Consider the following 13,259-nt stretch of genomic DNA (forward strand, 5'->3'; position numbering starts at 1 on the left):
CTAAGCCCGGAGCCGGTCGCGCAAGGCGAATTTCTGGATCTTTCCGGAGGGGGTTCTCGGCAGCGACGGCACGACCTCCAGCCGTTCCGGCCAGTACTGCTTGGCCATGCCGAGACCGGCGAGGTGGCCGCGCATGTCGTCGAGGGTGAGCGGCGGGTCCGCCGCGGAGTCCGCCGCGACGAGGATCGCGCAGGCGCGCTCGCCCAGCCGCGGGTCCGGGTAGCCGACGACCGCGACGTCCTTGATGGAGCGGTGCCGCAGCAGGGCCGCCTCCACCTCCACGACGGGGATGTTCTCGGCGCCCCGCATGATGACGTCCTTGACCCGGCCGGTGATCCGGATGCCGCCGAAGCCGTCCTCGCGGGCCAGGTCCCCGGTGTCGAACCAGCCGTCCTCGGTCATCGACTCCGCGTACACCTCGGGGCGGCGGAAGTAGCCGAGGCACTGGGCCGCGCCGCGGACCTGGAGCAGGCCGGGCTGCCCGGCGGCCACCGGCTCGCCCTCGCGGCCGACGATCCTGACCTCCATCCCCGGTACGGGGGTGCCGTCGCTCTCGGCCGCGCGCATCGCCGGGTCCTCGGGACGGGTGATCGTCACGCAGCCGTTCTCGCTCATGCCCCACAGGGCGTACAACCGGCAGCCGAGGACCTCCCGCGCGTCCTCCACGAGGAGCGGCGCGATCGGCGCGCTGCCGGTGGCGAACGTCACCAGCGAGGACAGGTCCCTCGGCGAGGCGCGCTGCGCCTCGATGAGGTCGGAGAGGAACGTGGGCGCGCCCATGAAGAACGTGACCTCCCGCTCCTCCAGGATCCGCAGCATCACGGCCGGGTCCCACGCGTCCACCTGCACGGCCGTCGCGCCCAGGATGAGCGGCATGATGAAGTTCCAGGTGTATCCGGCCTGGTGGGTCGTGGGGGAGCCCATCGCCGTCACTTCCCTGATGGTCAGGTGAAGCACGTCGGCCTGCGCCCTGTTCATCGCGTACAGGGTGTTGTGGCTGTGCACGACGCCCTTCGGCTCACCGGTCGTGCCGGAGGTGAACACGATCTGGGCGGGGTCGTCGGGCCCGGCCTCCAGGGCGTCGAGGGCCTCGATCTCTTGGGTGGAGGGTTCGGGGCCGAGCAGGTCGCGGTCGAAGTCGAGCGCGCCTTCCATCCCCCCACTACCGTCGTCGCCGAGGAGCACCCGGTGGCGCAGGCCGGGGACGGCGCGGGCGACCTCGGCGCTCATGTCCGCGTACGAGAAGCCGCGGAACCCGGCCGCCGCGATGTAGACGGGGCTGGCGGTGAGCCGGGTCATGAACTCGACCTCGCGCCTGCGCATGATCGGCACGACCGGGCCCGCCACGGCGCCGATCCGCGCGCACGCGAGGATCGACGCGACGAGCTGCCAGGAGTTGGGCAGCTGCAGGGTCACCACGTCGCCGCGGCCCACGCCCAGCCGTACCAGGCTCGCCGCGAGGCGGTCGACGCGGTGGGCGAGCTCGGCGTAGGTCACCGTCTCGGGGACGCCGTCGCGGTAGCAGACGAGCGCCGGCTTGTCCGGGTGGCTGGCGGCGGAACGCCGGAGGTCGTCGAGGACGGTCTCGTCACGCCACCATCCGGCGGACCGGAAGTCGTCCTGCGTCAGGTCCTTCATCGGAGGTCCCTCCTCGGCCTGCCGAGGGCCGTCCTGGCCCGCGCGGCGACGGCCTGGGGGGTGATGCCGCCCCGCTCCAGGAGGTATCTCTGGCCGCCGGAGACCGGTACGAACGCGTCGGGCATCGCCACCCGGTGCACCCTGACCGGCAGGATCTCGGAGAGGCTCTCGGCGACGGCGGCTCCGAAGCCCCCGGCGCGCCAGTGCTCCTCCACCGTGACCACGACGCCGGTCGTGCCCGCCGCGGCGGCGAGCGTGTCCGTGTCCAGCGGCTTGACCGTGTGCACGTGGATCACGGACGCCGCGATGCCGTCGCGCTCCAGCAGGTCCGCGGCGTCGAGGGCGGCGAGCACCGGGTACGGGCCGCAGGCGGCGAGCGTGACGTCGCCGCCCTCCCGCAGGGTGCGCGCCTGCCCGAGCCGTACGGGCGGGCCTTCGGGGAGGTCGGGGGTGGCGTTGCGGCCGAGCCGGAAGTAGACCGGGCCCGGCAGGGTGAGGGCCTGGCGGAACAGCTCGTCGGTGGTGGCGGCGTCGGCCGGGACCACGACGGTCATGTTCGGCAGGTTCCGCATCACGGCCAGGTCCTCCAGCGAGTGGTGGGTCGGGCCGAGATGGCCGCCCGACACCCCGGAGTGGGTCGCGGCGATGCGGACGGGCAGGTTGTTGAGCGCGATGTCGACCTTGACGGCCTCCAGGGCCCGGGTCGAGGCGAACGCGGCCATCGTGTTCACGACGGGTACGCGCCCCTGCTTGGCGAGCCCGGCGGCGGCACCCATGAGGGTGTGCTCGGCGATGCCCAGGTTGAGGTACCTGTCGCCCGCCTCGCCGAAGTCGACCCCGCTGAACAGGCCGGTGTCGCTGTCGAGGCAGACCAGCCGCTCGTCGTCGGGCATGAGTTCCACGAGCACGTCCCGGTAGACCTCACGGGACGAGCGCGTCTTCACTGTGGTGGCGGTCATCGCCGTTCTCCTTCCGAGGTGGCGCGCGAGCCTTCCGAGGGGGCACGCGGGCCCTCCGAGCCAGGGCGCGGGCCTTCCGAGGTGGCGCGCGGGCCTTCCGAGCCGGCGCGCAGGGCGGAGAGCGCGCGGCGGTGCTGCCGGTCGCCCAGCTTGGCGTAGTGGCTGCGTGCCTGCCCCTCGATGAAGGGGATGCCCTTGCCCTTGACGGTGTGGGCGATGATCAGGGTGGGCCGTCCCGGGTCCGGCGGCGCGGTGAACGCCGCGGTCAGCTCGGCGACGTCGTGGCCGTCCACCTCGTGGACCCGCCAGCCGAAGGCCCGCCAGCGGTCGGCCAGCGGCTCCAGGTCGCCGACGGACTCCGTCTCGCCGGTGATCTGGAGGCGGTTGCGGTCGATGACGGCGGTCAGGTTGTCCAGCCCGTGGTTCGCGGCGACGCTCGCGGCCTCCCAGACCGAGCCCTCCTGGAGCTCGCCGTCGCCCATGACCACGAAGCACCGGCGCTCGGAGCGGCCGAGCCTGGCCGCGAGCGCCACTCCGACGCCCAGCGCCAGGCCGTGGCCGAGGGAGCCGGACGGCATCTCCACGCCCGGGATCTCGGCGTGCGGGTGGGCCATGAAGGAGCTTCCCGGCAGCGCGTAGTCGGCGAGCCGCTCCTCGGGGAAGAAACCGGCCTCGCAGAGGGTCGCGTAGAGGGCGATGCCCGCGTGTCCCTTGCTCAGCAGCAGCATGTCGCGGTCGGGCGCGCCCGGGTCCCGAGGGTCGACGCGCATGATCTGGAAGTACAGGGTGGCGAGGACCTCGACAAGGGACATGGAGCCCCCCAGGTGCCCGCCCTCGGGACTCGCGCACATGTTCACGATGTGTTCCCTGATCCGGCCGGTCACCGCGGCCGGGTCGGCCATCTCACCCGCCGGGGTCGCACCCGGCAGGGTGGAGGTGCTGCTCATGTCTGCTCCTTTCGCCTCGCTCAGTTCGGGGTGCGGGCTTCGCTTCGCTCGGTTCGGGGTGCGGGTCGGTGAGGTCGGGACCTCGGTCGGTTCGGGGTGCGGGTCGGTGAGGTCGAGGCTTCGGTCGGTTCGGGATTCGGGGTGCGGGTCGGTGAGGTCGGGACCTCGGTCGGTTCGGGGTGTGGGTCGGTGAGGTCGAGGCCTCGGTCGGTTCGGGGTTCGGGGTTCGGGCCGGTGAGGCCGGGGCCTCGGTCAGTTCGGGTGCAGGCCGGTGAAGTCGAGCCCGAGGGACTCGGGCAGGCCGAGCCGGATGTTCATGCACTGCACCGCGTTCCCGGAACCGCCCTTGACCAGGTTGTCCAGGGCCGCGATCACCGTCACGCCGTCCGACTCGGGGTCCAGGGCGAAGCCGACGTCGCAGAAGTTGGAACCGGACAGGATCTTCGCGTCCGGGAACCGGTGCAGGCCGCGCCGCTGGGCGACCACGCGGACGAACGGCTCGTCGGCGTACCGCTCCCGGTAGGCGGAGCGAATGTCCCGCTCGCCGGCGCCGTCGGCGAGGCGTGCCCTGCACAGCAGCTGCACCCCTCGTACGGCCTCCACCCCCGTCGCCGTCATGCTGACGGGGAGCCCGGTCGCCTGGGAGATCTCCGCCTCGTGCCGGTGCCGCGTCGGGGCGAAGACCCTGAGCGCGCCACTGCGTTCGGCGTGCAGGTTCTCCGAGCCCGCGGTCGCCCCGGCTCCGCTGGAACCGGTCCTGGCGTCGACCGTTATCTCGTCCCTGATCAGCCCGGCCTCGGCCAGCGGGGTGAGACCCAGGATCCCGGCGTTCGCCATGCAGCCGGGCACGCTGACCCGGTCGGCCGTGCGCAGGCGCTCCCGGTGGAACTCCGGCACGCCGGGCACGAAGCTGTCGAGAAGCTCGGTGGCCTCGTGCGGGACCCCGTAGTAGTCCTCGTAGGTGTCGGCGGACCGCAGCCGGAAGTCGCCGGACAGGTCGATGACGGTGTCGGCCCTGTCGAGGAACTCCGGCATCCGGCGCATCGTCTCCCGGTGCGGTGTCGCCAGGAACAGCACGTCGTAGTGGTCGAGCTGGTCCTCCGCGCAGAAGGCCAGCCGGGTCCTCCCCCTCAGGTTGGGGTGAGCCCCGTCGATCTGGCGGCCCTGCAGGCGCCGCGAGGTGGCGGCGGCCAGCTCGACCTCCGGATGGGTGGTCAGGATGCGCAGGAGCTCGCCGCCGATGTAGCCGGCGGCTCCGACGACCGCGACGCGTGTCATGTCTCTCCTCTCGCGATGAGGTGGGCCGCGATGGCGTCCGCCACGTCGACCCTGGAACCGTGGGCCTCCTGGAAGCCCCTGAACTCCACCCGGTCGTTGACCTCGAGCACGGTCAGGTGCCCGTCCATGTCCTCGATGAGGTCGACGCCCGCGATGTCGGTGCCGACCGCCTCGGCGGCGGCGACGGCGAGCTTGGCGTGGACGGGGCCGAGCGGGCAGTACTCGCTCACGGCGCCCCGCGCCACGTTGGTGCGCCACTCCTCACCCTTGCGGTAGGTCGCGCCGAGCGCCTCGCCGCCCACGACGAGCACGCGGAGGTCCCGGTCGGCCTTGGGCACCTGCTCCTGCAGGTAGATCACGTGCGACTGCGGGGAGGGGAGGGCGGCGACGTGTTCGAGTACGGCCGTCGCCACCGCGCGGTCCGTGACCCTGGTCACCAGCCGGCCCCACGAGCCGACCAGCGGTTTGATCACGGCCGGGTAGCCGATGTCGTCCAGGGCCTCCAGCGCCGCCTCGGTCGTCATCGCCAGCGCGGTCCTGGGCGTCGGCAGCCCGCGGTTCAGCAGGGCCGCCGACGTGTGCCACTTGTCGCCGCTGAGATGTGTGGCGGCGGCGCTGTTCAGCACCGTCACCCCCGCCGACTCCAGGGCGCTCGCCGCGTAGAGGGCGCGGAAGTGCCCGACCTCGCGGTTGAGGACGAGGGTGGGGCCGGTCCAGGCCGAGCCGTCCGCGACGAACAGCGACCTGGGGTCCAGGTGCTCGAATCGGGCGCCGCGTCGTTCGAGGGCGCCCATGATGCTCTTCTCCTCGAACCGCACCCGTGAGGCGAGGACGGCGAGGTGAGGTGCTACGGAATTCATGGCACGGCTCCCTCCGCTACTCGCCCCAGTCTTCTTCGACGTCCGGTGCCAGCGTGAGCGTCGGGGGCTGGACGGAGGCGATCTCCAACTCGCTCCGGCAGTCCACGCACTCCACGATCTCGCTCACCCTGGCGTCTCCGTCGATCGTCACCTCGGCCGCGCACTCAGGGCATTCGGGGCCGTTCACAACCTTCTGCATGAGCTCATCCCTGTTCGTAGTTGTCCGAGATTGTCTTATAAACCGTAACCCCATTTCCCGTGGAATTGCTAATAAGTGCTTTTACTCGAAATGAACGACGCTGCTTATGAGGTGTTCTCATAATGTAGGGCTATTAGCTCATAAGCATCGCTTCTTGGGTAGGGGCCGAAATATGGAGTGCCGGATGACTAGGCTCTTCAGTGGTGATTATTAGCCTGCTTGTCGTCATCGCTGGAAGTCACCGGAAGTCACCAGAAGCCCCCGGAGATCTTCAGAGGATCTCCAGAAGTCTCCAGAAGGAGGGGTAATGCGAGGGATCGCAGAGAGTCCGGCCGTCGACGGCGACGGCGCGCACCCGGCTCCGTCTGACCTTGATTTCGATTTCGCGACCGCAGAGCACACGCCGGCCGCCGAGCGCACACCGGGCGAGGAGTTCGCGGCGGCCGTGAGCGCGGCCGGAGGGCGAGCCGGTCAGCCGACCGGTGAGCGTACCGGCGAGCGGGGGGACCTGGTGGTGCCCTACGGCGTGCACCTGCCCGCCGCGTTCCCGCTCTTCGCGTCCCGCCCCCGCTATCCGGTGCGCCACCTGCTGAAGACCGCGCCGGTGGCCGGCGGCCCGGCGCCCTACGTCCACGAGCCTCCCCGGGGAGAGCTGAGCGAGTCGGGCACCTCCTACGCCGCCACCCCCGAGGCCGCCTTCGCGCCGAGGATCGAGCGGGCGCGGCTCACCGACCTCACCGTCTCCGTGCCGCTGCCCGAGGGGATCCTCGGGGAGCCCGCGCTGCTGGCCCCGTACGTCGACTACCGCGTGCTCGTCCGGCTGTCGGTGGCGGAGAACGAGGCGCTGCTGCACGGCACCGGGGACGGGGCGATCACCGGGTTGCTCCGGCTGCCCGGCACCCGTGACCGGAAGACCGGCCTCGGCCTCGAGGAGGCGGCCACCGAGGCCGCCGCCGAGGTGGAGGAGACCGGCGGCTCGTGCGACGGCATCGTCGCCCACCCCGCCGTCTACTGGGAGATGGTCAGGACGGGCATGCTCGGCCGGCTGGCCGTGGCCGGGATCACGGTGTCGAGGACACGCATGATCCCGAAGGACACCCTGCTCATGGGGGACTTCCGCGCCGCGTTCACCCTGCTGCTGCCCGGCACCTCCTCCATCACGCTGCGCCGGGGCGCCGGGCCCGACGGCGCCGACCTCGTCGAGGCGAGCAGCCGCGTCGGCCTCGCCGTGCACCTGCCCCAGCACCTGATGACGCTGTCGTGGGGTGGTCGCCATGGGTGACCCGCGGATCCTGTACATCACCGGGTGGATGCGGAGCGGCAGCACCCTGCTGGGGAACGTCCTCGGCGAGCTCCCCGGCGTCCTGCACGTGGGCGAGCTGCACTACCTGTGGCGCAACGGCGTGCTGAACGCCGGCACCAACTCCAGCTGCGGCTGCGGCAGGGACCTGACCGCGTGCGACGTCTGGTCCTCGGTTCTCGGGGCGGGCGGCACGGCACAGGCCGGCGCCGCGCGCCGGATGGCGATCCTGCAGCGCTTCCTGCTGCGGACCCGCCACACCAGGACCCGCCTCGCGGAGGCCCAGGGCAGGACGCCGACGGCGCCCGGCGTCGTGGAGGCGCTCGGACGCACCGCCGGCATCTACCGGACGCTGGCCGCGAACGGCGGCGAGCGCCTGATCGTGGACGGCTCGAAGTACCCCGCCGAGGCCGCCGCGCTGCTGGGGCGTACGGACCTGGACGTCCGCGTCCTGCACATGGTGCGCGACCCCCGCGCGACGGCGTTCTCCTACAAGAACGCCAAGGAGTACATCGACCCGATGAGCCCCGCCCGCAGCAGCGGCTACTGGAGCGCGTTCAACGTCGCCTCGGAGCTCGTCGGATCGGCCGCCCCCGACCGGTACCTGCGGGTCAGGCACGAGGACCTCTGCGACCGGCCGCGGGAGGTCGTCGAGCGGGTCATGCGGTTCGCCGGGCTGGCGGGAGAGCCGCCGGTCGACGAGACCGGCGTGGTCTCGCTCCGGGAGAACCACACGGTGACCGGCAACCCCGACCGGCTGTCCAAGGGCGACACCCGGATCCGTTCCGACGAGCGCTGGCGCACCGCGCTGTCCGCGCGGGAGATCGCCGCCGCGACCGCGGCGGCCCTGCCGGTGCTCACCCGCTACGGGTACCCCCTCCTGCCGACCAGGTAGGCGACCGCGAGGGGTACCCCTTCCCGCCGACCAGGCGGACACGAGAGTTAGGGAGCCATATCTCATGGACCTTCGGCTTAAAGGGCGCGTGGCCCTGGTGGCCGCTTCGAGCAGCGGGCTCGGGCTGGCCGTGGCCAAGACCCTCGCGGCGGAGGGGGCGCACGTCTCGATCTGCGGCCGTGACCCCGCCAAGCTGGCCACGGCACACGTCGAGGTCAACACGATGGGGACGGGCGAGGTGCTCAGCACCCCCGTGGACCTGCGCGACGAGCGGGCCGCCGCCGAATGGGTACGGCGGACCGCGGACACGTTCGGCGGGCTGGACATCGTGGTGACCAACTCCGGCGGGGTCCCCTTCGGCCCCGTCGACAGCTTCCAGGTCGCCGACTACCGGGCGGCCATCGACGGGAACCTCCTGCCGCACGTGAGCGTCACCCTCGCGGCGCTGCCCTTCCTCAAGGAGGGCGGCTGGGGCCGCATGCTGATGATCGCCTCGGAGTCGGTGCGCCAGCCGCACCCGGAGAGCGGCCTGTCGTCGGTGGCCCGGCTGGGCCTGCTCGGCTACATGAAGGGGCTGGTGCACGCGCTCGGCGCGAACGGCGTCACGATCAACATCCTCGCCCCGGGCTTCCACCGCACCCCCATCCTCGACGAGCAGTTCGGCGCGGACGTGGAGGTGGAGATCGCCCGCGTCGCCGAGCGGATCCCCCTCGGCAGGATCGGGGACGTGGAGGACTTCGGCGCGCTGGCCGCCATGCTCGCCAGCGACCAGGCCTCGTACGTCACGGGCACGGTCTTCGTGGCGGACGGAGGCAACACCCGCGGCATCGGCTGAAGACATCGGCCCAGGACATCGGCCCAGGACATCGGCCCACGACATCGGCCCACGACATCGGCCCACGACATCGGCCGGAACACCGGAACACCGGAACGCCGAGGAAACGCTGAGAAGGAGCGAAAGATGTCCGTACTCGGACACGTCGCCAGCACGCGAAAGGCGGCACTCTACGTAGTCAAGATAGGGAGCGCGAGTCTCGACCACGACGCGCTCTTCGACGAGGTGGCGCTGCTGCGCCGGCGAGGCGCCCGCGTGCTCCTCGTCGCGGGCGGCGCGGCCGGCATCACCCGGCACTACGCCGACATCGGCCGCCCGGTCCGGACGCTGAGCCTACGGGGCGACAGCGAGGTGCGCTACTGCCCTCCGGAGGAGATGCCGCACATCGTGGACGCGTACGAGCGGGTGACGCTGCCGCGCGTGCGCGAGGCGCTCACCTCGCGCGGGCTCACCGTCTTCGCCTCGGTCGCGCGGGACGGGGCGCTGGTGAGCGCCCAGGCCAACCGGCCGCTGCGGGCCGTGCAGGACGGCAGGACGACGGTGGTCCGCGACCACCGGGCGGGCACCGTGACCGGAGTGGCCGCGGACCGCCTGAAGGTGCTGCTCGACGCGTTCGACGTGGTGTGCCTCTCGCCGCCCGTCGCCGACGGCGCCGGGGGTTCCGCGCTCAACGTCGACGCCGACGTCCTCGCCGCCGAGCTGTCCAACGCCCTCGCCGCCGACCACCTGCGCCTCGTCACCGGCACCCCGGGCCTGCTCACCGACCCGGACGACCCCGGGAGCCGCCTGGCCGACGTCGTACGCGGCGAGGGCGAAGGGTTCGCGCGGGGCCGGATGCGGCAGAAGGTACGCGCGGCGGAGATCGCCCTCGACGGGAGCGCCGACGTCGCGATCACCGGGCCGCACGTCCTGTCGCCCGGATCGGGAACGCGCTTCTGGCGCGCCCCCGCGCCCGCGCCGGACCTGTCGCTCCTCGCCCGCGCCGTGGAGATCTCCTCGGTGTCGGCCGACGAGCGGGAGCTCGCCGAGTACCTGGTGGACTGGTGTACGGAGCGCGGCGTCCACGCGGAGATCGACGAGGCCGGGAACCTCGTGGCCACCCGCGGCTCCGGCGACCGGCGGCTGCTCATGCTCGGGCACCTCGACACCGTGCCGCACCGGTGGCCGGTGCGCTGGGACGGGCTGACGATCACCGGCAGGGGCTGCGTCGACGCCAAGGCGAGCCTCGTCGCCTACCTGGAGGCCCTCGCGGACATGGACGTGCCGAGCTGGGCGCAGGTACGCGTCATCGGCGCGGTCGAGGAGGAGGTCACCTCGGCGGGGGCCTTCCACGCCAGGGACCACTACCCGGCCGACGCGGTGATCGTGGGTGAGCCCAGCGGCGAGAAGGCCCTGACCATCGGCTACTACGGCCTGCTCAAGGTGCGGCTGCGCGTCAGCCACAGCGTCGGCCACACGGCCGGGCAGGGGGTCACCACCGCCGCCGACCAGCTGGTGGACGTGCTGAGCAGGCTGCGCGACGAGATCGGCGGGGCCGACTCCCAGGCGCTGGTGGCCGTGCTCGGCATCCACGCGGTGAACGGCGGGGACGTCCAGCTGGGCGAGACCGTCATCGACGTGCGGGTCCCCCCCACGCTCGACCTCGAACACCTCGTCGAGCTCGTCCGCCGGGTCGCGGGACCGGTCGTCGTGGAGGTGCTCCGCGCCACGCCCGGAGTGATCACCTCGCGCACCAGCCCGCTCGTGAAGGCGTTCTCACGGGCCTTCAGGGAGGAGGGCGTGGCCCCGAGGTTCCTCGCGAAGAAGGGGAGCAGCGACATGAACACCCTCGCCACCACCTGGCGCGGGGTGCCCATGGTCGCCTACGGCGCGGGTGACTCCGCGCTCGACCACACGCCGGACGAGCACCTCGACGCCGAGGAGTTCAGGCGGGCCAGGACCGTGCTGTCCAGGGCGGTCGCGAACTGGGTGGCCGCGGGCCGCCCGCGACCCGCGCCGGAGGGCGAGGCCGGTGAGCGCGCCGAAGGCGCCGGGCCCGCCGGGGTCGCCGAGACCGCCGGAGCCGCCGAGACCGCCGGAGCCGCCAGATCCGCCGAGACCGCCGAGGCTGTCGCGGGAGAGAGGACACCACGATGACAACGATCGCCGTCGACGAGACCGCCGGCCACGCCTACCAGCTGTCCCACCTGGACGCGCTGGAGGCGGAGGCCGCCCACATCTTCCGGGAGACGGCCGGGGAGTTCGACCGGCCGGTGATCCTCTTCTCCGGGGGCAAGGACTCCATCGTCATGCTCCACCTGGCGCGCAAGGCGTTCGCCCCCGCGCCGGTCCCGTTCCCCCTGCTGCACGTCGACACCGGCCACAACTTCCCCGAGGTCATCGCCTACCGGGACCGCGTCGTCGCCGAGCACGGCCTGCGGCTGGAGGTCGCCTCGGTCCAGGAGCTCATCGACCGGGGCGAGCTGGCCGAACGGCCCGACGGCTCGCGCAACCCGCTGCAGACGGTGCCGCTGCTCGGCGCCATCGAGACGAACGGCTTCGACGCCGTCTTCGGCGGCGGGCGGCGGGACGAGGAGAAGGCCCGCGCCAAGGAACGGGTGTTCTCCCTGCGCGACGACTTCGGCGGCTGGGACCCGCGACGGCAGCGGCCGGAGCTGTGGAACCTCTACAACGGCCGCCACTCGCCCGGCGAGCACGTCCGCGTCTTCCCGCTGTCGAACTGGACCGAGCTGGACGTCTGGCAGTACATCCTCAGGGAGGGCATCGAGCTCCCGCCGATCTACTTCGCGCACGAGCGCGAGGTCTTCTCGCGCCGGGGCATGTGGCTCGCGCCCGGTGACTGGGGCGGGCCGAGGGACGACGAGCCCGTGGAGCGGCGCCTCGTCCGGTACCGCACGGTCGGCGACATGTCGTGCACCGGTGCCGTCGACTCCGCCGCCGCGACCCTGGAGGCGGTCATCGAGGAGATCTGCTCCTCCCGGCTGACCGAGCGCGGGGCCACCCGCGCCGACGACAAGCTGAGCGAGGCCGCCATGGAGGACCGCAAACGGGAGGGATACTTCTGATGACCACCACACTGCTGCGCTTCGCCACCGCCGGATCCGTGGACGACGGCAAGTCCACGCTCGTCGGCCGGCTGCTCTACGACTCGAAATCGATCCTCGCCGACCAGCTGGAGGCGGTGGAGACGGCCTCGCGGAAACAGGGCCGGGAGACCGCCGACCTCGCGCTGCTCACCGACGGCCTGCGCGCCGAGCGTGAGCAGGGCATCACGATCGACGTCGCGTACCGCTACTTCGCCACCGCGCGCAGGCGCTTCATCCTCGCCGACACGCCCGGCCACGTGCAGTACACCCGCAACATGGTCACCGGCGCCTCGACCGCCGAGCTCGTGCTCCTCGTCGTCGACGCCCGCAACGGCGTCGTCTCGCAGACCAGGCGGCACGCCGCCGTCGCCGGGCTCCTCCGCGTCCCACACGTCGTGCTGGCCGTGAACAAGATGGACCTCGTCGGCTGGGACGAGGGCGTGTTCGCGGCGATCGCCGAGGAGTTCACCGAGCACGCGTCCGGCCTCGGGATCGGCGAGGTGACCGCGATCCCGATCTCCGCCCTCACCGGCGACAACATCGTCACCCCCTCGCCGAACATGGACTGGCACACCGGCCCCACGATCCTGGAGCTCCTGGAGACGGTGCCGGTGGGCGTCGACCCCTCCGAGGGGCCCGCGCGGCTCCCCGTCCAGTACGTCATCCGGGCGGACGGCCACCGTTCCTACGCCGGGCAGATCTCCAGCGGCATCCTGCGTGTCGGCGAGCGCGTCACGGTACTCCCCGGCGGGCGGACCTCCACGGTGGAGGCGATCGACGTGCTCGGCGAGCCCGCCGACACGGCGTGGGCGCCGCAGTCGGTCGCGGTACGCCTCTCCGACGACGTCGACGTCTCCAGGGGCTCCCTCATCGTGCCGGAGAACGAGGCGCCCGCCCTCACCAGCGAGCTGCGCACGACCACGTGCCACCTCCACGAGCGTGAACTGCGGGTCGGGGAACGGGTCCTGGTCAAGCACGCCACCAGGACGGTCCAGGCGGTCGTCGAGGACATCGTGCCCTCCGCCGCCCTGGGGGAGCTGACCTGCGCCCCGGACGCGGACGGTCTCGCCGTCAACGAGATCGCGAGTGTCGTGCTGCGTACCACCGACCCTCTCGCGGCCGACCCGTACGCGCGGTCCCGCATGACCGGTTCCTGCCTGCTGATCGACCCGGCGGACGGGACCACCCGCGCGGCGGGGATCGTCGAGGAGACGCTCGCGGGATGAGCGGGATGAGCGGGACGAGCGGGACGAGGGCACCGG

At 72.3% G+C, this 13,259-nt stretch carries 12 protein-coding genes; 6 read left to right on the plus strand and 6 right to left on the minus strand.

The features are described from left to right. The 6 genes from ABT053_RS07855 to ABT053_RS07880 all read right to left on the minus strand — a co-directional run bounded on the left by ABT053_RS07855 (window position 1) and on the right by ABT053_RS07880 (window position 5,881). Window positions 1-1,638, minus strand: coding sequence for an AMP-binding protein (locus ABT053_RS07855; RefSeq protein ID WP_350968120.1), 1,638 nt, complete (start codon window positions 1,636-1,638; stop codon window positions 1-3). Beyond that, window positions 1,635-2,597: a transketolase family protein gene (locus ABT053_RS07860; protein ID WP_350968121.1), complete on the minus strand. Its 963-nt coding sequence runs from the start codon at window positions 2,595-2,597 to the stop codon at window positions 1,635-1,637. Before ABT053_RS07860 ends, ABT053_RS07855 begins: the two co-directional genes overlap by 4 nt. Beyond that, window positions 2,594-3,544 (minus strand): transketolase, encoded by a 951-nt coding sequence (locus ABT053_RS07865; RefSeq protein ID WP_350968122.1) that lies wholly within the window; start codon window positions 3,542-3,544, stop codon window positions 2,594-2,596. Before ABT053_RS07865 ends, ABT053_RS07860 begins: the two co-directional genes overlap by 4 nt. A 252-nt stretch (window positions 3,545-3,796) precedes the next feature. Further along, window positions 3,797-4,822 carry an N-acetyl-gamma-glutamyl-phosphate reductase gene (gene argC, locus ABT053_RS07870; RefSeq protein WP_350968123.1) on the minus strand — a complete coding sequence of 342 codons (1,026 nt, stop codon included), beginning with the start codon at window positions 4,820-4,822 and terminating at the stop codon, window positions 3,797-3,799. Then, window positions 4,819-5,682 (minus strand): RimK family alpha-L-glutamate ligase, encoded by an 864-nt coding sequence (locus ABT053_RS07875; RefSeq protein ID WP_350968124.1) that lies wholly within the window; start codon window positions 5,680-5,682, stop codon window positions 4,819-4,821. The genes argC and ABT053_RS07875 overlap by 4 nt, the downstream gene beginning before the upstream one ends. Before the next feature lie 16 nt (window positions 5,683-5,698). Continuing rightward, complete coding sequence (locus ABT053_RS07880) at window positions 5,699-5,881, minus strand: lysine biosynthesis protein LysW (protein ID WP_350968125.1); 183 nt, start codon at window positions 5,879-5,881, stop codon at window positions 5,699-5,701. 307 nt (window positions 5,882-6,188) lie between these two features. Between ABT053_RS07880 and ABT053_RS07885 the strand changes: the two genes are divergently transcribed. The 6 genes from ABT053_RS07885 (at window position 6,189) to ABT053_RS07910 (ending at window position 13,223) form a co-directional block, all read left to right on the plus strand. Next, complete coding sequence (locus tag ABT053_RS07885; protein WP_350968126.1) at window positions 6,189-7,163, plus strand: family 3 encapsulin nanocompartment shell protein; 975 nt, start codon at window positions 6,189-6,191, stop codon at window positions 7,161-7,163. After that, window positions 7,156-8,076 (plus strand): sulfotransferase, encoded by a 921-nt coding sequence (locus ABT053_RS07890; RefSeq protein ID WP_350968127.1) that lies wholly within the window; start codon window positions 7,156-7,158, stop codon window positions 8,074-8,076. Before ABT053_RS07885 ends, ABT053_RS07890 begins: the two co-directional genes overlap by 8 nt. 64 nt (window positions 8,077-8,140) lie before the next feature. Beyond that, window positions 8,141-8,911, plus strand: a complete 771-nt coding sequence (locus ABT053_RS07895; protein WP_350968128.1) for an SDR family NAD(P)-dependent oxidoreductase — start codon at window positions 8,141-8,143, stop codon at window positions 8,909-8,911. A 126-nt stretch (window positions 8,912-9,037) separates the two neighbouring features. Then, the gene (locus ABT053_RS07900) at window positions 9,038-11,047 is read left to right on the plus strand and encodes a M20/M25/M40 family metallo-hydrolase (protein WP_350968129.1); all 2,010 of its coding nucleotides are present in this window, start codon (window positions 9,038-9,040) and stop codon (window positions 11,045-11,047) included. Further along, window positions 11,044-11,976, plus strand: coding sequence for a sulfate adenylyltransferase subunit CysD (gene cysD, locus ABT053_RS07905; protein WP_350968130.1), 933 nt, complete (start codon window positions 11,044-11,046; stop codon window positions 11,974-11,976). The genes ABT053_RS07900 and cysD overlap by 4 nt, the downstream gene beginning before the upstream one ends. Next, window positions 11,976-13,223, plus strand: a complete 1,248-nt coding sequence (locus ABT053_RS07910; RefSeq protein ID WP_350968131.1) for a sulfate adenylyltransferase subunit 1 — start codon at window positions 11,976-11,978, stop codon at window positions 13,221-13,223. Before cysD ends, ABT053_RS07910 begins: the two co-directional genes overlap by 1 nt. The last annotated feature ends 36 nt before the right edge of the window (window positions 13,224-13,259 follow it).

The organism is Streptosporangium sp. NPDC002524 (assembly GCF_040295985.1).
In the GTDB taxonomy this organism is placed as follows: Bacteria; Actinomycetota; Actinomycetes; order Streptosporangiales; family Streptosporangiaceae; genus Streptosporangium.

Excerpts from the sequence above, each read along its gene's own strand:
- cysD (WP_350968130.1), top strand. The coding sequence starts at position 11,044 with ATGACAACGATCGCCGTCGACGAGACCGCCGGCCACGCCTACCAGCTG.
- ABT053_RS07875 (WP_350968124.1), bottom strand. The coding sequence starts at position 5,682 with ATGAATTCCGTAGCACCTCACCTCGCCGTCCTCGCCTCACGGGTGCGG.
- ABT053_RS07880 (WP_350968125.1), bottom strand. The coding sequence starts at position 5,881 with ATGCAGAAGGTTGTGAACGGCCCCGAATGCCCTGAGTGCGCGGCCGAG.
- ABT053_RS07890 (WP_350968127.1), top strand. The coding sequence starts at position 7,156 with ATGGGTGACCCGCGGATCCTGTACATCACCGGGTGGATGCGGAGCGGC.
- ABT053_RS07860 (WP_350968121.1), bottom strand. The coding sequence starts at position 2,597 with ATGACCGCCACCACAGTGAAGACGCGCTCGTCCCGTGAGGTCTACCGG.
- argC (WP_350968123.1), bottom strand. The coding sequence starts at position 4,822 with ATGACACGCGTCGCGGTCGTCGGAGCCGCCGGCTACATCGGCGGCGAG.
- ABT053_RS07885 (WP_350968126.1), top strand. The coding sequence starts at position 6,189 with ATGCGAGGGATCGCAGAGAGTCCGGCCGTCGACGGCGACGGCGCGCAC.
- ABT053_RS07910 (WP_350968131.1), top strand. The coding sequence starts at position 11,976 with ATGACCACCACACTGCTGCGCTTCGCCACCGCCGGATCCGTGGACGAC.
- ABT053_RS07895 (WP_350968128.1), top strand. The coding sequence starts at position 8,141 with ATGGACCTTCGGCTTAAAGGGCGCGTGGCCCTGGTGGCCGCTTCGAGC.
- ABT053_RS07855 (WP_350968120.1), bottom strand. The coding sequence starts at position 1,638 with ATGAAGGACCTGACGCAGGACGACTTCCGGTCCGCCGGATGGTGGCGT.
- ABT053_RS07900 (WP_350968129.1), top strand. The coding sequence starts at position 9,038 with ATGTCCGTACTCGGACACGTCGCCAGCACGCGAAAGGCGGCACTCTAC.
- ABT053_RS07865 (WP_350968122.1), bottom strand. The coding sequence starts at position 3,544 with ATGAGCAGCACCTCCACCCTGCCGGGTGCGACCCCGGCGGGTGAGATG.